Annotated in this window: 22 protein-coding genes; 11 read left to right on the top strand and 11 right to left on the bottom strand. The window is 61.9% G+C overall.

Annotation, left to right across the window (positions count from 1 at the left end; genetic code table 11):
* Positions 1–18: 18 nt before the first annotated feature.
* On the top strand, positions 19–849 hold the full coding sequence (gene queF, locus HU764_RS17700) for an NADPH-dependent 7-cyano-7-deazaguanine reductase QueF (protein ID WP_186703862.1): 831 nt from the start codon (positions 19–21) through the stop codon (positions 847–849).
* Between the two features lie 107 nt (positions 850–956).
* Here queF and HU764_RS17695 read toward each other — a convergent pair whose 3' ends face one another.
* Both HU764_RS17695 and HU764_RS17690 read right to left on the bottom strand, forming a co-directional pair.
* Positions 957–1220 (bottom strand): DUF4404 family protein, encoded by a 264-nt coding sequence (locus HU764_RS17695; RefSeq protein WP_186703861.1) that lies wholly within the window; start codon positions 1218–1220, stop codon positions 957–959.
* 122 nt (positions 1221–1342) lie between these two features.
* Positions 1343–1906: an HAD superfamily inactivated hydrolase PcrP gene (locus HU764_RS17690; RefSeq protein ID WP_186682238.1), complete on the bottom strand. Its 564-nt coding sequence runs from the start codon at positions 1904–1906 to the stop codon at positions 1343–1345.
* Between the two features lie 191 nt (positions 1907–2097).
* Here HU764_RS17690 and HU764_RS17685 point away from each other — a divergent pair, with 191 nt between their 5' ends.
* Positions 2098–2805 carry an MlaA family lipoprotein gene (locus HU764_RS17685; RefSeq protein WP_186703860.1) on the top strand — a complete coding sequence of 236 codons (708 nt, stop codon included), beginning with the start codon at positions 2098–2100 and terminating at the stop codon, positions 2803–2805.
* 43 nt (positions 2806–2848) lie between these two features.
* On the opposite strand, the gene HU764_RS17680 is transcribed toward HU764_RS17685, so the two are convergent.
* Positions 2849–3148 carry a PilZ domain-containing protein gene (locus tag HU764_RS17680; protein WP_027596603.1) on the bottom strand — a complete coding sequence of 100 codons (300 nt, stop codon included), beginning with the start codon at positions 3146–3148 and terminating at the stop codon, positions 2849–2851.
* 270 nt (positions 3149–3418) lie between these two features.
* On the opposite strand from HU764_RS17680, the gene rssB reads away from it, so the two are divergent.
* On the top strand, positions 3419–4603 hold the full coding sequence (gene rssB / locus HU764_RS17675; protein ID WP_027596602.1) for a two-component system response regulator RssB: 1185 nt from the start codon (positions 3419–3421) through the stop codon (positions 4601–4603).
* Complete coding sequence (gene rssC, locus HU764_RS17670; RefSeq protein ID WP_027596601.1) at positions 4600–5082, top strand: anti-sigma factor antagonist RssC; 483 nt, start codon at positions 4600–4602, stop codon at positions 5080–5082. The genes rssB and rssC overlap by 4 nt, the downstream gene beginning before the upstream one ends.
* A 111-nt stretch (positions 5083–5193) precedes the next feature.
* Here the strand turns inward: rssC and HU764_RS17665 are convergent, their stop codons facing one another.
* The 4 genes from HU764_RS17665 to dusA all read right to left on the bottom strand — a co-directional run bounded on the left by HU764_RS17665 (position 5194) and on the right by dusA (position 9689).
* Positions 5194–7059, bottom strand: a complete 1866-nt coding sequence (locus HU764_RS17665) for an alkaline phosphatase D family protein (RefSeq protein ID WP_186703859.1) — start codon at positions 7057–7059, stop codon at positions 5194–5196.
* Positions 7060–7238: 179 nt separating this feature from the next.
* Entirely contained in the window at positions 7239–8165 is a 927-nt protein-coding gene (gene tal, locus HU764_RS17660; protein WP_186703858.1) for a transaldolase, read from the bottom strand.
* A gap of 227 nt (positions 8166–8392) precedes the next feature.
* Positions 8393–8653: a hypothetical protein gene (locus tag HU764_RS17655; RefSeq protein WP_186703857.1), complete on the bottom strand. Its 261-nt coding sequence runs from the start codon at positions 8651–8653 to the stop codon at positions 8393–8395.
* A gap of 25 nt (positions 8654–8678) precedes the next feature.
* On the bottom strand, positions 8679–9689 hold the full coding sequence (dusA, locus tag HU764_RS17650; protein WP_186703856.1) for a tRNA dihydrouridine(20/20a) synthase DusA: 1011 nt from the start codon (positions 9687–9689) through the stop codon (positions 8679–8681).
* A 358-nt stretch (positions 9690–10047) separates the two neighbouring features.
* Here dusA and HU764_RS17645 point away from each other — a divergent pair, with 358 nt between their 5' ends.
* Entirely contained in the window at positions 10048–10632 is a 585-nt protein-coding gene (locus HU764_RS17645; protein ID WP_186703855.1) for an SEL1-like repeat protein, read from the top strand.
* Positions 10633–10977: 345 nt separating this feature from the next.
* Here HU764_RS17645 and HU764_RS17640 read toward each other — a convergent pair whose 3' ends face one another.
* From HU764_RS17640 to HU764_RS17625, 4 genes are all read right to left on the bottom strand, one after another.
* The gene (locus HU764_RS17640; RefSeq protein WP_186703854.1) at positions 10978–11415 is read right to left on the bottom strand and encodes an acetyltransferase; all 438 of its coding nucleotides are present in this window, start codon (positions 11413–11415) and stop codon (positions 10978–10980) included.
* A gap of 213 nt (positions 11416–11628) precedes the next feature.
* Entirely contained in the window at positions 11629–12330 is a 702-nt protein-coding gene (gene arsH / locus HU764_RS17635) for an arsenical resistance protein ArsH (protein WP_186682226.1), read from the bottom strand.
* Between the two features lie 9 nt (positions 12331–12339).
* The gene (locus tag HU764_RS17630) at positions 12340–12810 is read right to left on the bottom strand and encodes an arsenate reductase ArsC (protein ID WP_186703853.1); all 471 of its coding nucleotides are present in this window, start codon (positions 12808–12810) and stop codon (positions 12340–12342) included.
* A 28-nt stretch (positions 12811–12838) separates the two neighbouring features.
* Positions 12839–13186, bottom strand: a complete 348-nt coding sequence (locus HU764_RS17625) for a metalloregulator ArsR/SmtB family transcription factor (RefSeq protein WP_099453403.1) — start codon at positions 13184–13186, stop codon at positions 12839–12841.
* Positions 13187–13774: 588 nt separating this feature from the next.
* Here HU764_RS17625 and HU764_RS17620 point away from each other — a divergent pair.
* From HU764_RS17620 to HU764_RS17595, 6 genes are all read left to right on the top strand, one after another.
* Entirely contained in the window at positions 13775–14062 is a 288-nt protein-coding gene (locus HU764_RS17620; protein WP_027596591.1) for a DUF3077 domain-containing protein, read from the top strand.
* A gap of 248 nt (positions 14063–14310) precedes the next feature.
* Entirely contained in the window at positions 14311–15405 is a 1095-nt protein-coding gene (gene sfnG / locus HU764_RS17615; protein ID WP_186703852.1) for a dimethylsulfone monooxygenase SfnG, read from the top strand.
* A 130-nt stretch (positions 15406–15535) separates the two neighbouring features.
* The gene (locus HU764_RS17610) at positions 15536–16135 is read left to right on the top strand and encodes a DUF2491 family protein (RefSeq protein WP_186703851.1); all 600 of its coding nucleotides are present in this window, start codon (positions 15536–15538) and stop codon (positions 16133–16135) included.
* Between the two features lie 12 nt (positions 16136–16147).
* Positions 16148–16573, top strand: a complete 426-nt coding sequence (locus HU764_RS17605) for a DUF350 domain-containing protein (protein ID WP_027596588.1) — start codon at positions 16148–16150, stop codon at positions 16571–16573.
* A gap of 16 nt (positions 16574–16589) precedes the next feature.
* The gene (locus HU764_RS17600) at positions 16590–17318 is read left to right on the top strand and encodes a DUF1190 domain-containing protein (RefSeq protein ID WP_225935667.1); all 729 of its coding nucleotides are present in this window, start codon (positions 16590–16592) and stop codon (positions 17316–17318) included.
* Positions 17319–17320: 2 nt separating this feature from the next.
* Entirely contained in the window at positions 17321–18478 is a 1158-nt protein-coding gene (locus HU764_RS17595; protein WP_186703850.1) for a glutathionylspermidine synthase family protein, read from the top strand.
* The last annotated feature ends 31 nt before the right edge of the window (positions 18479–18509 follow it).

Raw genomic sequence — 18509 nt, 5'->3', positions numbered from 1 at the left:
ACCTTCAGGTCAGTTTCCATGCATCCCGCCGCCGAACACTCCCCGCTGGGCAAGTCCAGCGAATACATCGCTACCTACTCCCCTGAGCTGCTGTTCCCGATCCCGCGTACCGCCAAGTGGGCCGAGTTGGGCGTTACTGCCCAAACCCTGCCGTGGCAGGGCGTGGATTATTGGAACTGCTTCGAGCTGTCGTGGCTGCTGCCGTCGGGCAAGCCGGTGGTGGCGATCGGCGAGTTCGCCATTCCTGCAGACTCGCCGAATATCATCGAGTCCAAGTCGTTCAAGTTGTACCTGAACTCGCTGAACCAAACGGTTTTTGCCTCGATTGGCGAGCTGCAGGCCTGCCTGGAGAAGGACTTGTCTGCGGCGGCTGGCAAGCCGGTCGGCGTCAAGGTTCGCACGTTGGCCGAGGTGGAGGCTCAGGGCGTTGTGGCATTGCCGGGGCAGTGCATCGACGCGCTGGATGTGACCATCAGCAACTATGAGCAGCCGCAGCCGGAGTTGCTGCGTTGCGATGCGCAGCGTGTAGTTGAAGAGACCCTGCACAGCCATTTGCTCAAGTCCAACTGCCCCGTCACCGGCCAGCCGGATTGGGGCAGTGTGGTGGTCGAGTACAAGGGCAGGGCGCTGGACCCTGCCAGCCTGCTGACTTACCTGATCAGCTTCCGGCAGCATGCCGACTTCCATGAGCAGTGCGTGGAGCGGATTTACCTGGACTTGAAGAACCTGCTGCAGCCGGAGCATTTGACGGTGTATGCGCGGTATGTGCGCCGGGGTGGGCTGGATATCAACCCGTACCGTAGCATGGAGGGGATCAGCCCAGTGAATGGGCGGCTGGTTCGGCAGTAAGATCACGGCCGTTCGCGGGCAAGCCCGCTCCCACAGGTTTTAGCGCAGCGCGCTGTCCTGTAGGAGCGGGCTTGCCCGCGAATGGGGTGCGAAGCGCCCCCAGCTATTCAGATACCCATGCTGTGCAATGAGTTGAAAACATTGCGCAGGGTAGCGGCTAAATCTGGGTGGTCGAGCTCAAAACGATCGATCGCCAGATTGACCCCGTCCACCAGGTTGTTGTCAGGCGTGGCTTCCTCAAGCTTCAGTTGCGCTTCGATCTGGCGCGCTTCTTCGTGCATTTCGGTCAGCTCTTCTTTCGAAAGCGGCACGTTACGGTCCAGTTGCTCGCGCAAGCTGTTCAGTCGCTCTTGCAATTCGCGGGCAGGCATTGGCTTTTCTCCATCAATGGCTTGGCAAGCCATGGACCTCAGCGAAGCGGCAAAGGTTCTGGCCTGCTTTTAATGTAATCCACTCGCAGCCGCTTTGCATGATCCGCGTCAAAGGTGCTGTATCAGGGTTTTTCGCCCTTGCGCCGACGCTGGGCGATGTCCTGCAGGCAGGTGTCCAGGGCTTCGAGGTGATCGATCACCGAGTGCACGCCCAGGCTGAACAGCGCGAGGGTGGCCTTGCCACGGGCCAGGTCTTGTTCCTGTTGGCTCATGGCTTGCCAATGCCGGGAGCTGAGGTCGCAGTACGGGCTGCAGGCGGCCAGGCCCACGGTCCACAAGCCGGCGTTCAGGCCCGATTGCAGCAGTGCAGGGTCACCGCTGACCAGTACGCAGCCATCCAGGCGCGCGCTGTCCAGTGCCATCAGCGCCTGCCAGCAAGCGTTTGGCGCGGGCCAGCGCACGCCGTTGACCGCGTGCCCCGGCAGCCAGTCGGGCAGCACGTTGGCCAGGCGTTTGCCTTGTGTGGCAGTCAGGTCGTCCAGCCAGATGCAGGGCACCTGGCGCTGGCGCAGGCTGGTGAGCGTTGCCAGGGCGCCGGGCGCGGGCAAGGGGTTGCCGTTCGCACCCTGGACCAGGCAGCCACGCAGGCCAAACAGCACAGCAGTGAAGGTGGACGCATCGTGCATGGCAACTTCCCTGAAATAGTCCGCAGGCTAGGCCGCTATTGTTACCAGCCGATGACGAGGCAACATACGTTCACAAAATCTTGAGCAAAAATGTGTAATGCTGGTGATCAGCCCGCAAGCCCTTATACTTGCGCCTTATCAGCAGCACGCCCGGTGCGGCTGCGGCCAAGAAATTCGATGGAGAGACATCTATGCGTAGGATCGGTGCCGGTGTGATCGAGCGAGTCACCCAGGCCTGTGTCTGCGCCAGCTTGTTGCTGGCGCCCGTGGCGGCCACCCAAGCGGCCACCGAGGAAGACCCTTGGGAGGCGGTCAACCGCCCGATCTTCAGGTTCAACGATACGGTCGACACCTATGCCCTCAAGCCATTGGCCAAGGGCTACCAGGCAGTGACGCCGCAGTTCCTCGAAGATGGCCTCCATAACATCTTCCGCAACCTGGGCGATGTCACCAACCTGGCCAACGACATTCTGCAGCTTAAACCGCATGCGGCGGGCGTGGACACGGCGCGGCTGATCGTCAACACCACCTTTGGCCTGGGTGGCTTCTTCGACGTCGGCACCAAGATGGGCCTGCAGCGCAACGACGAAGATTTCGGCCAGACCTTGGGTTACTGGGGCGTGGGCAGCGGCCCTTACGTGGTTATCCCGTTGCTGGGCCCAAGCACCGTGCGTGACGGCCTGGCCAAGTACCCGGACAGCTACACCGAACCCTACCGCTACATCAACCACGTACCGACGCGTAACACGAGCCTTGCGGTTGACGTCGTCGATACCCGTGCCAGCCTGTTGTCGGCTGAGAAGCTGATGCAGGGTGACAAGTACATCTTCATTCGTAACGCCTACCTGCAGAACCGTGAGTTCAAGGTAAAGGACGGCGAAGTCGAAGATGATTTCTGATTGTTTCTAATTTAAGCCACGGGGCTGCCAAGCAGCCCCAGCGTCAATGCATCGCCAGGATGCGCAGGCCGAATTTCTGCTGCCCGTCGGGCTGGTCGGCGATCCACACCACCTCGGTGCTGGCATGCAGGCCTTTCAGCGCCTTGTGATCGGAATCGATCCTCACCTCAAGCGTATCCCCTACCTGAAACCGCTGCGGCGCCTGCACTTGCATGCCCCCGCTGGACAGGTCCAGGCACACGGCTGCAATCACCTGGCCTTGGTGCAACAGGCTGATGTCGGTGTCGATGCGCATGCGGATGAAATCGCGTTTTTCGCTGTGGTTAGAGGGTGTCTGGGGCATGCTGCATCCTTCCCTTTAGGTTGCGCGGGTCGGCTTTCTTATAACTCTCGGTGATTTGCCCTGTAAAGAGCAGCGAGGTCGACCCTTGCACGCTTGAAACGCCTGGCGGATGGGAGTACCGTCTGCGCCTTACAGGGTACCTCTGACAGTTGCCGGGCGGGTCTTCTTGTCCTACAACTCAAGTAGAGTGTTACCACAGAGTATTCCCGTAGCTGGCCGTCAGCCTTGCCGACACCGCTGCACCAACCTAAATCGGCGCCGTTCGCCCACATGCAGAAAACCAGTGCAACGCTGCTGATCATCGATGACGACGACGTGGTCCGTGCGAGCCTCGCCGCCTATCTTGAAGACAGTGGTTTCAGCGTCCTCCAGGCCGGTAATGGCCAGCAGGGGCTTCAGGTCTTCGAAGAACACCAGCCCGACCTCGTGATCTGCGATCTGCGCATGCCGCAGATGGGCGGGCTCGAACTGATCCGCCAGATCAGCGAGCGCGCGCCGCAGCTGCCGGTGATCGTGGTGTCGGGTGCGGGCGTGATGAGCGATGCGGTCGAGGCCTTGCGCCTGGGCGCCGCCGACTACCTGATCAAGCCGCTGGAAGACCTTGCCGTGCTCGAGCACTCGGTGCGCCGGGCCCTTGACCGTTCGCGCCTGGTGCTGGAAAACCAGCGCTACCGCGACAAGCTCGAAGCCGCCAACCGCGAGCTGGAGGCCAGCCTGCACCTGTTGCAGGAAGACCAGACCGCCGGCCGGCAGGTGCAGATGAACATGCTCCCGGAAAGCCCCTGGGTGGCCGGCGAGTTTGCCTTCGAGCACCAGATCATCCCGTCGCTGTACCTGTCGGGTGATTTTGCCGACTACTTCCGCGTGGATGATCGGCGCATTGCCTTCTACCTCGCCGATGTCTCCGGGCACGGCGCCTCGTCGGCGTTCGTCACGGTGTTGCTGAAGTTCATGACCACGCGCCTGTTGTTCGAATTCAAGCGCGGGAGCAAGATGCGTGAGTTCAAGCCCTCGCAAGTGCTCAGCCACATCAACCGCGGGTTGATCAACTGCAAGTTGGGCAAGCATGTGACCATGGTGGGCGGCGTGATCGACGAAGACACTGGGCTGTTGACCTATGCCGTGGGCGGCCACCTGCCGCTGCCGGTGCTGTACACCCCGGGCAATACCCGCTACCTGGAAGGTCGCGGCCTGCCGGTGGGGTTGTTCGACGAGGCCAGTTATCAGGACCTGGTGGTGGAACTGCCGCCAGTGTTCAGCCTCAGCTTGATGTCCGATGGCATTCTGGACCTTTTGCCAGGCGACACGCTCAAAGATAAAGAAGCCGCCTTGCCAGAAATCGTCAAGGCAGCGGGTGGCAGCCTGGATGGGCTGCGGCAACGATTTGGATTGGCTACGCTTGGGGAGATGCCGGATGATATCGCCCTATTGGTGTTGAGCAGGAACCTTCAATGAGTACCGGTAGAATTCAGTTCGCCGAGCAAAGCGGTACCTTTGTACTGAAATTCGTCGGTGAAGTGCGCCTGACCCTGTGTTCGGCGCTGGATGCGACGATCGAGAAGATTTTCACCGCGCTGAACTTCTCGGCCATCGTCATCGATTTGACTGAAACCGAGAGCATCGACAGCACCACCTTGGGCCTGCTGGCCAAGTTGTCGATCCTGTCGCGCCAGAAAGTGGGGCTGCTGCCGACCGTGGTCACCACCAACCCGGACATTTCTCGGTTGTTGCAGTCCATGGGCTTCGATCAAGTGTTCAACATCGTCGATCGCCCAATACCGTGCCCAGAGTGCCTGACCGACTTGCCGTCGCAGGACCAGAACGAAGAAGTGGTGCGCTCCAAGGTGCTGGAGGCGCACAAGATCCTCATGGGGCTCAATGACTCCAACCGCGAAGCGTTTCATGACCTGGTGAATGCGCTGGAGCGGTCTTGAGTACGCTTTAAACCTGTGCCGGCCTCTTCGCGGGGCAAGCCCGCTCCCACAGGTATCTCAACTGTGTGCGGGCTTGCCCCGCGAAGAGGCCGGTACAGGCTAAAAACTCCCTCATTCCGGCCCAACAAACTCCGTCACATCCCGCCCACCGGCATCCAGCTGAAACACCCGTGCCGGCCGCCCCTGCTCATCAAAAAACACCTGCCCCAACCCCGCACCATTCCACAACCGCTCACCCGCCTTGCTACCGCTGGGCGTACGCGGCACCACTTCCATCTCCCGCCGCTTGGTAAACCAGTTCAGCGGCGAGCGCGGTGAATACAGCCAGCGGTTAAGCCGGTCGAGCACATCCAGCAAACGCCTGGGGAATTCGTTCTTGATCCCGCTGCTGGTGATCTGCCACAAGTGCGGGCTGCGTTGGCGGTGTCGAATCAGTACTTCATAGACGAACGAATAATGCACATCCCCTGAGAGCACCACGTAATGCCCGGGCGTGCGTGAGTGGCGGAAGATATTCAGAATCACCTGGGCCGCGCCCCGATGGGCCATCCAGTTCTCGGCATCCACCAGCAACGGGTAGCCCATCCAGCTGAATACCTTTTGCACGGTTTCTATCAGCTTTACCCCGAAGATCGGTGCCGGCGACACGATAATCGCCGAGGGATGATCGAGCAGCGCCTGCTGTAATTCGCTCAATGCTTCCCAGTCGAGCAGGCCCGAAGGCTTGGCCAAGCTATTTTCGCTGCGCCAACGCCGGGTGCGGGTATCGAGTACCCGCAAGGGTGGGTTGCTGGGCAGGCTGAACTGCCAGCCTTGGAAGCGCAGCAGCTCGCCGATCAGTTCATCCTGTGCCTGGCTGGCCAGTGGCGCACCCGTCAGCGCCTGGCAGCGTTCGACCAATGGCCCGCAGCCATCCGGGTCGTTGCCCCAGGCCTGGCACAGCAGGTAGCCCAGCAGCGCATTGCCGATGATTCGCCGCGAGAACGGGTGGCCATAGGCGGTTTCTTCCCACTGCGCCGAGAGGTTCCAGTCGTCGGTGATGTCGTGGTCGTCGAAGATCATCAGGCACGGCAGGTGTGCCATCACCCGCGCCACCTGGCCGAGGTTGTCGGCGAAGGCCTCGATCAGAGGCACCTCCTGCCGATAACGCGCCTGGCGTTCATCGGTGAGGCCTGCGGGCATGTCCAGGTTGACCAGCCGCCAGGGTTCGGGTGACCACACCAGCAGGTACATAGCCATGACCTCGGCGAAGGTCACCAAGTGGTTGTCGGCGTTGCTGGACGAGAAGATCGGCTTGCGCTTACCCCCGAAAAAGCGCTCGCGCAGGCTGTCGTTACGTTCCTGCGCGGGCAGCAAGTCGGCGCGGTGGTAGTAACTGGCCGGGTGGCGATAGAGCGCCGCGCTGTCGGCGACGACTGCACCGTCCAACTGTTCGTCGAACAGCCCCAAGCGTTCGATCAGCACGTGGATCGCGCGCAGCATGGGCCCGGCGACATCATCGGCATACACCTGGTCGCCGGTCATCAGCAGCACCGCAGGGCGTTGTTCGGGGTGCTGGCACTGTTGCAGCAAACGGTCGGCGCAGAGCAGGCCGTCGGCGGCGGGGTGGTGCGGCTTTCGGCAAGAACCGTGCAGCAAATGATCGAGGCGATCACGCAACACGAAGTGTGGGCGCGTTTCACCGGGGTAGAGCATGTGGGGTGCCCAGTCTGCGATGCCCTGGCCATTGATGCGCAGGTCGTAGCCCAGCCTCTGGTTGCAGGGGAGCGGCTGGGCAACGTGGATGTCCAGCAAATGAATAAACGCGTGCTGGCCTATCGTGATCACCTGGCAAGTGACCTTGGCCGAGTGTTCTACGCCATCAAGGGCAAATTCAGGTTGCAAGGGTTGCGTTGCGACCAGCCAAATGGCCAGGCGCTGTGGCTCCAGGCGGCGCAGTACCGGGCCGGCGAGAACAAGGGGTAGGGAAGAGGTCATCAACAGCTCTGGTGGCTAGACAGCCCATTCACGCAGCACGGTACCGGTGGGAGCGGGCTTGCCCGCGAATAGGCCATCGAATTCAAAATACCTCGGAAGCCTGGCGCAGCTTAGCGCCAAACCAAAAACGGGCGGAAAATGCTGAACATTTCCCGCCCGTCAGGCAAACCCAAAATGTATCAGGCCTTTTCAGCCATCAACTTCTCCAGCTTCTCTTGATCCCGCGCGAACTGGCGAATACCCTCGGCCAGCTTCTCGGTGCCCATGGCATCTTCGTTCATCGCCCAGCGGAACTGGCTCTCGCTCAATACCTGCTTGGCCTCGCCCGTGTTGCCCGGCTTGAGCACGCGCGGCAGGTCGCCCTGGTCATCGCTCAACTGCTGCAGCAGTTCGGGGCTGATGGTCAGGCGGTCGCAGCCTGCCAGTTGCTCGATTTGGCCGATGTTGCGGAAGCTGGCACCCATGACCACCGTGTTGTAGCCATTGGTCTTGTAGTAGTCGTAGATGCGCGTGACCGACTGCACACCCGGGTCCTCGGCACCGACGTATTCCTTGCCGGTGCTCTTCTTGTACCAGTCGTAGATACGGCCCACGAACGGCGAGATCAGGAACACCCCAGCATCGGCGCAGGCTTGGGCCTGGGCGAAGGAGAACAGCAGGGTCAGGTTGGTCTGGATGCCTTCCTTCTCCAGCTTCTCGGCGGCGCGGATACCTTCCCAGGTCGAGGCCAGCTTGATCAGCACGCGGTCTTTGCCGACCCCGGCTTTATCGTACAGGGCGATCAACTGACGGGCCTTGGCCAGCAGGGCCTGCTCATCGAACGACAGGCGCGCATCCACTTCAGTGGAGATACGGCCAGGGATGACCTTAAGGATCCCGGAGCCGACCGCGACCGCAAACTCGTCGCAGGCCAGGTCCACATCGCCCTTGGCTTTACTTTTTACCTGCTTTAGCAGGTCGGCATAGCCGGGGATGGCGGCGGCTTTGAGCAGCAGCGACGGGTTGGTGGTGGCATCGACCGGTTTCAGGCGGGTGATGGCGTCCAGGTCCCCGGTGTCGGCGACCACGGTGGTGAACTGCTTGAGTTGTTCCAGCTTGGAGGTCATGGGCGTGCTCTGTCCTGTGCAATGACTCGACATTACCCGAGCCCCGGCGGCCGCTCAAGGCCCGTCGAAGCCGCTCGGGCAAACCGCATGTGGGCGCGGCGTTGCGTCGCGAATGGGTTGCGCAACAGCCCCAAGGTCTCAGCCCAAAACGGCAGGCAAGCCCCTGAAGTTCTACGCAAGGTGATGATTCGATTCACCCACAGCCCCGAGGTTCCCAAGGCTGCCGACTACCTGCTGTTCAGGGCTTCGCCCAAGGTGCCCGATTGCCCTTCCTGGAGCCGTTGGCCGTCGGGCATGATGATTTCCAGCGTGGTCCCCGCAGGGCGAGGCGCCGGCTGTGCCGCACGCGCCTGCGCCTTTCTCGCTTCAACCCTGCGCTCGATCATCGTCGGGTATTGCGAGGCGACCGCCAGAATGATGCCCACCGGGGCAAAGATCGCCACTGCCACGCCCAAGCTGCCCTGCGAACGCGTGCGCCTTTTCTTCATTGCCAATCCATCCCTGGTTCATTCATCAATGACCCTGCATCAACTCCGCTGCCTGATCAAACACCACCAACGGCTCTGGCGCCTTGTGAATATCCGCTGACAACAGCTGCCGGAACCGCCGCGCCCCCTTGAAGCCCTGAGCCAGCCCCAGAATATGCCGGGTGACGTGATGCATGGCCCCACCGCTCTCGATGTGCGCCACGATATAAGGCCGCAACAACGCCAGCGCCTCACTGCGGCTGATCACCGGCGCCTCGCTGCCAAACAACTGCTGGTCCACCTCGGCCAGCAGGTAAGGGTTGTGATACGCCTCACGCCCCAGCATCACCCCATCGAACGTTTCAAGGTGCGCCTGGCATTCCGCCAGCGTCTTGATCCCGCCGTTAAGCACGATCTCAAGGTCCGGGAAGTCCGCTTTCAGCTGCGCCGCCACGTCGTAGCGCAAAGGCGGCACCTCACGGTTCTCCTTGGGCGACAGCCCTTCAAGAATCGCAATCCGCGCATGCACGGTAAAACTCCGGCACCCAGCCTCGCGCACCTGGCCGACGAAATCGCACAGCTCGGCATAGCTGTCACGGCCATTGATGCCGATACGGTGCTTGACCGTCACCGGCGTCGACACCGCATCGCGCATTGCCTTGACGCAATCAGCCACCAACGTCGGGTGGGCCATCAGGCACGCACCGATCATGTTGTTCTGCACCCGGTCGCTCGGGCAGCCAACGTTAAGGTTGACCTCGTCGTAGCCCGCCTCCTCGGCCAGGCGCGCGCAGGCCGCCAGGTCGGCCGGCACGCTGCCGCCCAGTTGCAGGGCCAGCGGGTGCTCGGACACGTCGTGGCGCAGGAAACGGTGGGCGTCGTTGTGGAGTAGGGCGCCGGTGGTGACCATTTCGGTGTAGAGCAGGGTGTGCTTGGAGAGCAGGCGCAGGAAGAAGCGGCAGTGGCGGTCTGTCCAGTCCATCATCGGTGCAACGGAGAACCGGCGCGACGGCTCAGGCCTTGTCGCAACTGGGTTAGAGCCTGATTTTGCAGTCATTTCGTTCAACGTGTTTCGTACCGGATTCGGGGTTTTCAGGGCGATTTCAGCAAGCGGTGGCTGCGATTTAGCAACCGGGCGGCGACGTATAGCAAATTCCCGTGGCAACAGCACACGCAGAGGCGGATTGCTAAGCCCGCTACATCGGCCATGTTCGCGTGAGTGTGGAAGACGGCTAGTTTACCAAGAGAAATCGCGGTTCGTCTGGAAACACGTCCTTCGGATGCTGTTGGCGCGACATTAGGCCTCTATAACCGAAGTCCCACAGGCCGCGCCCCTGCCCGGTACCGCTACCTTGTTGGCAGGCACAATTTCCGATAACGTCCCGCCCCGACCGACACATGGCAAGGATTCCATCGTGCATCAGAACCTCAGGACTGCGTTCATCGTTAGCGTATTGATGATGACCTCCTGCACATCCTCCATCCCTTCAACCCCTGCCACCGATCAAACGCGCATCGGATCACGAGGCGACTCGGCCTATGGCCTGGGTGTCGATGCATACAAGCGCGAAGACTATCCTGAAGCGGTGGTGCAGTGGCGTCAGGCCGTGGCGCAAGGGAATCGGCTTGCGCTCAACAACTTGGGCTACCTGGCCTACTATGGCCTTGGCATGCAGGCCGACCCATCCTTGGCTGTCGATCTGTGGCACAAAGGCGCAGCGCTGGGTGTCTCGGAGGCTCAGTGGCATCTGGGCATCGCTTACCAGGAAGGCAAAGGGGTTAGGCCAGATCCCGTCGAGTCTTACGCATGGGTGCGCTGTGCCATTGATACCGCCACACGCAATGCTGCAGCTGCGGATGCGCATGCGGACACCGAGCTGAAGATTGCGAGCGACGCCCGCAAAAGCCTGGTGGAGATCGTTGAAAAGTTGCCGGTAGAGAAGCTGGCTGATGCCCGCCAGCGCGCCTCGGCCTGTATGAACGCCTACAAAGCGCGATGAGCCTGTTTTCTCGGCCCTGTAACCCTCAGGGCTGATTGAAGGAAGGGCAGTTCGGGCTCGCGTACGTTAGTCGCGGGTGTCCCTGAGGCAGATCTTCGAGAGACGGGCTAAATCCTAATGCCAGCCACTTAGGGCCAAGGGGGCCGCTGCGCGACCCATCGCAGGCAAGCCAGCGCCTACAGGTGAGCGAGACTTACACGAAATACGCTACTCCTGTAGGAGCTGGCTTGTCGGGGCGCCGGACCGCTGCGATGGGCTGTTAAAAAGCGCTCAGCGTAAACGCTCCATGGAAAGCCCGCGGGTGCTTTAGCTCCGCGAGCCCAACTGCCCATCAAGCTCGACCGTTTAACTCGGCAAACTCATATGCAACAACGGAAACGGCCGCCCCTCACCATCCACCTCAGAGCGCCCCGTCTGCACAAACCCATAATGCAGATAAAACCCCACAGCCTCAGGGTTCTGCTCGTTCACATCCACACTCAGCGTGTGCCGCGAACCGCGTGCGTAATCCAGCAGCGCACGCCCAATCCCACGCCCACGCAGGTCGGGGTCGATGAAGAGCATTTCCACATGCTCCTGATTCAGCCCGATGAAGCCTAACGGGCAATCTTCAGCATCGACCGCGACCCACAACTCGACAGCGGGAAGGTAAACATCGCGCAACTGCGGCAGCAGCGCGTCTATGTCGGATGCCTGCAAAAAATGGTGAGTGGCGCGAACGGCGCGCAGCCAGATGTCGAGCAGCAGTGGATGGTCTGCGGCGTTGGCCTGACGAATGATCATGTAATCAACCTTGTTCACTTGATAACGGAGTAGCGGCACGCCATTAGGCGACCGTATAAGTGTCGGCATCTTGAATGCCCGCTTCGCGAATTAACGCCTGGGCGGTGCACTGCAGAGGGGGCCGAAAAGGAAGGGGCTGAAAACGTACTGATACCCGCAGGTTGCGTCAAGGGCCGGGGACGGCTTCAAAGCCGCGCCGTCCCCGGTAATCACTCAGATCGAACGTTGGTTAACCCGCGCCGTAAGCTGCTCGGCGCTTTCTTTGCGCTCGGAATAGCGGTCCACCAAAAACTCGGTGCGGTCGCGCAGCAACAGGGTGAACTTCACCAGCTCTTCCATCACGTCGACCACCCGGTCGTAGTAGGGCGATGGTTTCATGCGGCCGGCATCGTCGAATTCCAGGTACGCCTTGGGCACCGAGGACTGGTTGGGGATGGTGAACATGCGCATCCAGCGGCCCAGTACGCGCAGTTGGTTGACCACGTTGAACGACTGCGAACCCCCGCACACTTGCATCACGGCCAGGGTCTTGCCTTGGGTGGGGCGTACGGCGCCGAGGGCCAGGGGGACCCAGTCGATCTGCGCCTTGAACACGGCCGACAGGGCGCCGTGGCGTTCGGGCGAGCACCAGACCTGGCCTTCGGACCACAGCACCAGGTCACGCAGTTCTTGCACTTTGGGGTGCTCTACCGGCACGTCGTCAGGCAACGGCAGGCCGGAGGGATCGAAGATGCGCGTCTCGGCACCGAAATGCTGCAGAAGGCGGGCGGCCTCTTCGGTCAGCAAGCGGCTAAAGGAGCGTTCGCGGGTCGACCCGTACAACAGCAGGATGCGCGGTTTGTGCTCGCTGGCACGGGGCGCGGCTGGGGCTGCGTCGAACAGGGACAGGTCGAGGTTGGGCAGTTGCTCGGGCATGGGGCCTCCTTAAAGCGTGCCGATGCGGTCCAGCTCGCGCTGGAGCTCGTCGTGGCCGAGGGTATTGAAGGGGAGGGCGAAGAGGGCGTTGCAGCGTCGCTCGATGATGGCCAGCGTGGCGTTGAACGCGGCGTCAATCGCGGCCTCGTCACCCTCGACCTCGGAAGGGTCTTCCAGGCCCCAGTGGGCTTTTAGGGCTGGGCCGAAGTACACGGGGCAGGGTTCACCGGCGGCTTTGTCGCAGACGGTGATGACGATGTCTGGCGGGTTGGCGGCGAAGGCATCGTTACCTTTGCTGCGCAGGCCGTCTGTGCAAATGCCGGCCTGCTGCAGGGTGGTGAGGCTGCGCGGCAGCACCTGGCCTTTGGGAAAACTGCCGGCACTGACGGCTGCGAAGCCTGGCGGTGCCAGGTGATTGAACAGCGCTTCGCTGAGGATGCTGCGGCAGCTGTTGGCGGTGCACATGAACAGGACTTGCATTGGAAGGCTCTCTCGCGGGGTGGCGGCTTCAGCAGCAGGCGGCTGCGCGGACGGGGCGGTCGGCCATGTGCTGCAGGCGTGCTGTGTTCGCCTGCAGCCAGGTGGCGTTGGCCTGCAACGTCACCTGCAGCATGTCGTGCACCCACGTGGGCAGGTTCGGGTTGAGGCGGTAATACACCCATTGGCCTTGGCGGCGATCCAGCAACAGGCCGCTGCTTCGCAGTTGGGCGAGATGGCGGCTGATTTTCGGCTGGCTGTCGTCGAGCGCGCACATCAGCTCGCAAACGCAGAGCTCGCCTAGGTTGGCGATGAGCAGGGTGGCACGAGCGCGGGTCTCGTCGGCCAGGTTCTTGAAGACCTCGGGTGGGGTGATCATGGAGGTGCTCTTTACATATGGATAATCGAATATACGGATTTCCATATGTATTAGGCAAGCGGGAAAAATGTGGCACGAAATTGATACAGAGCTACCGGAAATGATCAGATTTTGGCTCTTTTTTGCAGGCCATTGCGTCATTGCGATGGAAAGCTGAGCCCCCTAGTCTCGCTGGGTCGTTGCATATTCAACGACCGGGTCTGCAAGCCCGTAGCTTGGATTGGTCTCAGTTTGCTGTTGGCTTTGTTCAATGGTGGCTGCGTGCGGGTGGCCTTCGGGCCAGCCGGGCAATTGACCTCCAAGTCCGGTCTTGCAGGCCCGCACGTAGCCGCCACCACGCCGTCTCCACGCTTCCCAAGTCGCCTGTCTCCATCATGACCCTGGCCGTCATGCACGAAATGGAAGCTGTGCGCACATTGCTGGACTCGGCGGTTGCGCAGGTGCAACTCACGGTCACGCCACACATGCAGACGCTGCATTGACATTCACCGATGCTTTGCAGCCCTTCGCGGGCAAGCCCGCTCCTACAGGGGGCGTCGACGCGCTTGCGAACGTTGTTTTCAGCGCGACAGCGCAGGGGGATAGGCAATGGACAAGGTATTACCAGAACGCACCGGCACGCTGGGTTTGACCATAGGCTCCGCGTCGTGCCTGGACGGCGTGATACAGGGCAAGCGCCTGTTTCGCGTAGAACCCGGCAACTGCTGCGACCATGCCATCGAGCAGGCGTCGGTGCTGATGGACTGCTCAAGACGAGCCTCGTTCATCGGCGTAATGGACGACGAACCTGTGCTGGTCTGGGCCTCGCACTTTCTTTGCGAAATGGCCAAGGCGCTGATGGACGATGCGCACATGGGCATGCGCAAGCACCGCTGATGCGTCAGCGCTCAACAGTGAGGGTGTAAACAATGAAGATCTTTTCCGAAGGTGGTATTGGCAAGAACACTCCCAGTCGCTGCTAGCCGTGTTGGCCCCGCAACAGTGTTTCGACAGTCTGCTGCCTAGAGGGCACCGCGCCCCGTCTGCGCTGTTGGCTATCCCATTGAGGCGCAACGCTATTTTCGTTTGGCACGGTTGCTGCGTTGTCTCCTTCAACCCTTCGAGGACAGCCAAGGAGCCTCCCCATGAGCCAAGCCCCAATCAAGTTCGCCTACTGGGTCCCCAACGTCAGCGGTGGCCTGGTGGTGAGCACCATCGAGCAGCGCACCAGCTGGGACATCGACTACAACCGTAAACTGGCGCAGATCGCCGAAAAGGCGGGCTTTGACTACGCCCTGTCGCAAATCCGTTTCACTGCCGGTTATGGTGCCGACAACCAGCACGAGTCGGTCACCATCAGCCATGCGCTGCTGGCCGCCACCGAGAAGCTCAAGGTCATCGCGGCCATCCTTCCAGGCCCATGGAACCCGGCGCTGGCGGCCAAGCAACTGGCAACCATCGACCAGTTCACCCAGGGCCGGATCGCCATCAACCTGGTGTCGGGCTGGTTCAAGGGCGAGTTCCACGCCATCGGCGAACCGTGGCTGGACCATGACGAGCGCTACCGCCGTTCAGAGGCGTTCATCCGTGCGCTGAAGGGCATCTGGACCCAAGACAATTTCACCTTCAACGGCGATTTCTATCGCTTCCGGGACTACACCCTCAAGCCCAAACCCCTGCAGCAGCCGCACCCGGAAATCTTCCAGGGTGGCAGTTCGCGAGCAGCGCGGGACATGGCGGCGCGGGTGTCGGACTGGTACTTCACCAATGGCAATACCGTGGAGGGGATCAAGGCCCAGGTCGACGATCTGCGTGCCAAGGCCGCCGCCAACGGCCATGCGATCAAGGTGGGGGTGAATGCCTTCATCATTGCCCGCGACACCGAGGAAGAGGCACGGGCGGTGTTGCAGGAGATCATCGACAAGGCCAACCCCGAGGCGGTAAAGGCGTTTGGGCATGAGGTCAAGAACGCCGGGGCGGCCAGCCCGGAAGGCGAGGGCAACTGGGCTACTTCCAGCTTCGAGGACCTGGTGCAGTACAACGATGGGTTCAAGACCAACCTGATCGGCACACCGCTGCAGATTGCCGAGCGCATTGTTGCGCTGAAGGCGGTGGGGGTGGATTTGATCCTTTCAGGGTTCCTGCATTTCCAGGAGGAGGTGGCGTACTTCGGTGAGCATGTGTTGCCGCTGGTGCGCGAGCTGGAGGCCGGGCGCCGGGTGGAAAAAGCGGTGGCGTGAGGCCTGCCAGGCACGGCCCTACAAGGGCCGCGCCTGACATCAATGCAAACAGTGCTTGGATTGGCTCAATCGGCCAAACCCGTTAAGGTATCGCCCCTCGCAAGGATTGCCCCGCTTCAGGAAAGGTTCGATGCCGCTTTCGCCCAGTACCAACCCGCCCTTCGGCCTGCTCAACGGCCGCCGGTTCATACCCGACGCATCACTCAAGCCACTGCTCGAGGGTTATTCAGCGTTGCAGGTTCCCGGCCCGGAAACGGTCTGGGCCACCGGCGAGGTCGACCTCGGCGATTCGGTGCACCTGCTGCGGTATTACCTGGACAACGAAGACTACTGGCTGCAAGTGCTGATGAACGGCGACAAGGTGGGCGATAGCGTGCTGTTCGGTTATCACAGCGCCGTACCGATCCACGACGAAGCGCACCTTCAGCGCCTTGTCGGTAGCCAGTCCAAGGTCGGCCTGCCGATCTACGAACACGACGGCTGTCTGTATTCCCGCCAGTGGGGCCGTGAGCCGGGTCAGGCCAGGTTGGTGCCGTTGTATGAGCGGGTGGTCAGCCCCGACGCCCGTTATGGCATCCAGCACCTCTCAATGCTCTACGCCCGCGACACCGGCCTGCCTGAGCGCCGCGAATTTCTGCTGTTGTCGGCGGAGGAAGACGAGGCGGGCAAGGCCACCCTCACCACCTCACTCGGCATCACCCTGTTCCCCACGGACTTTCACGTAACCTGACAAGGACTCACCATGCTCGACGCGCTACGCCTGTCGCTCAATGCCTCTGCAGTGACTGGCTTCATCCTCTATATCAGCGTGGCACTGTTGCTGTTCTGGCTGTTCCAGTTCATCTACACCCGCCTTACCCCGCACCGGGAGTTCGCGCTCATTCGTGAGAACAACCCGGCCGCGGCCATTGCCTTGGGCGGCTCGCTGATCGGCTTCTCGCTGCCGGCCAGCAATATCATTGCCTACAGCGTTGGCATCCTGGATTTCGTGGCCTGGGTCGTGATCGCCGCTGTGGTTCAATTGATTGCCTTTGGCATTACCAGCCTGGTGCTGCGCGACCTGTCCAGGCGTATCGCCGCGGGCGAGTTGGCCGCGGCCATCTACGCTGCCAGCGTGGCGATCAGCGTCGGCTTCCTCAATTCGGCCTGCATGACCCCGTCGGCCTGACGCCCAAGGAGCTCCCATGAAACCCCCAATGAGACGCAGCTCCGTCAAGCTGGTACTGGCCAGCTCGCTGCCCTTGGCCCTGACCGCGTGCAGCCCGCAAGAGGAGATTTACACCGTCAGCCAGCAGGTGAACTACGACAGTGTCGAAGCCTGTGTCAGCGACAAGGTGCCGGAGAAGGCCTGCAACGATGCCTACAAACAGGCGCTGGCCGAGTACCGGCGTACCACGCCGACCTATGTGTCCAAGCCCGCCTGTGAAGCAGAATTTTCCCCCGATGGCTGCCAGATCAGCGTCGGTGGCCGGTACATGCCGCGCATGAGTGGGTTCGCGTTGGAGACCACCGGCGAGGTGACCCAGGCCCAGGTCGATGCGGCGCACGCCCAGGGCGGCGGTTATGGCCATGTCGCTACCGCCGTAGTGGCTGGCATGCTACTGGGGCAGATGGCCAGCAGCGCCGACCGCCGTTACCGCGCGCAGCCGCTGTATGCGTATCGCGAGGGTGCCGGGCAGCGCAATGGCCTGCTTGGGCAGCGCTACGGCACGGCCGGGGGCATTCAGCGCAGCAACAAAGACGAACAGAGCAGCAGCGGCGGTGGCTCCGGCGGCGGCGGTAGCTATGGCGCCTCAGGCCGCAGCGCGTCGCGCTCGGCGGTGTCTGCGTCCATCTCGCGGGGTGGGTTTGGCAGCCAGGCGACGGCTCGAAGCGGCTGGGGCGGCAAGTCCGGTAGCTTCTTCGGGGGGTGATCATGCGCAAGGTCGCACTCGCAGAGCGCCCAGGCTGGCGCAAGACAGCCCAGCAAGAAGGCTTTGCCTTCCACACCCTCGACGGCGAGCGTTACTGGGATGAACGGGGTTACTACCAGTTCAGCCAGGCCCAGGTCGAGCGGGACCTGCAGGCCCCGACCGAGGCGCTGCACGCGATGTGCCTGGAGGCTGTCGGGCGCATCGTCGACAGTGAGGTGCTGATGGCACGCCTGGCGATTCCACCGGCATTCTTCGACCTGGTGCGGCAATCGTGGCTGGCGCGGCAGCCGCACCTCTATGGGCGTTTCGATTTCAGCTATGACGGCCATGGCCCGGCGAAACTGATCGAGGCCAACTACGACACGCCGACTTCGTTGTACGAAGCCGCGGCGTTTCAGCTGATCTGGCTGGAAGAACAGATCCAGCGCGGCGTTCTGCCCGCGCAGGCCAGCCAGTTCAATACCCTGGCCGAAGACCTGGTGCAGGCGTTTGCCGCGCAGCCGGGGCAGGGCACGTTCTACTTCTCGACCATCTCGGGCTCGGTGGAAGACCGTGGCACCACGGATTTTCTGCGCAAGATGGCCGCCCACGCAGGTATTCATACCCGGCACATCGACCTGGAGGACATCGGCCTGAATGGCGAGGGGCGTTTCGTCGACCTGGAGGGGCGGCCGATCCCGCGGCTGTTCAAGCTGCATGCCTGGGAGCATATCTTCCGCGAAGACTTCGGCAGGGCTATCCCGGGGTGCGACACGCAGTTCGTCGAGCCGCCCTGGAAGGCGCTGATCTCCAACAAGGGCATCTTGCCGTTGCTGTGGGAGTGGTACCCAGGGCACCCCAATCTGTTGCCAACCTTCGTCGATGACAACCCTTCGCGGCCAGTGCCTAGAGGGTGGGTGCGCAAGCCGTATTTCTCGCGGGAAGGGGCCAACGTCGATATCCGCACCGGCACGGGGCAGCGGGTCTTCGAAGACGGCCCTTATGACGACGCACCGTACATCTTGCAAGGGTTTGCGCCGCTGCCCAGGTTTGGCGACAGCTACACGCTGATCGGTTCGTGGGTGGTCGGCGACAAGGCGGCAGGGATGGGGATTCGTGAGGATGATTCGCTGATTACCAAAGACAGTTCGCGGTTTGTGCCGCATGTGGTGCTGGGCTGACGGACTGCAAAGCGGGGCAACCGAAACAGCC

Source organism: Pseudomonas kermanshahensis, assembly GCF_014269205.2.
Taxonomy (GTDB): domain Bacteria; phylum Pseudomonadota; class Gammaproteobacteria; order Pseudomonadales; family Pseudomonadaceae; genus Aquipseudomonas; species Aquipseudomonas kermanshahensis.
This window is presented reverse-complemented; position numbering and strand designations above follow the sequence as displayed.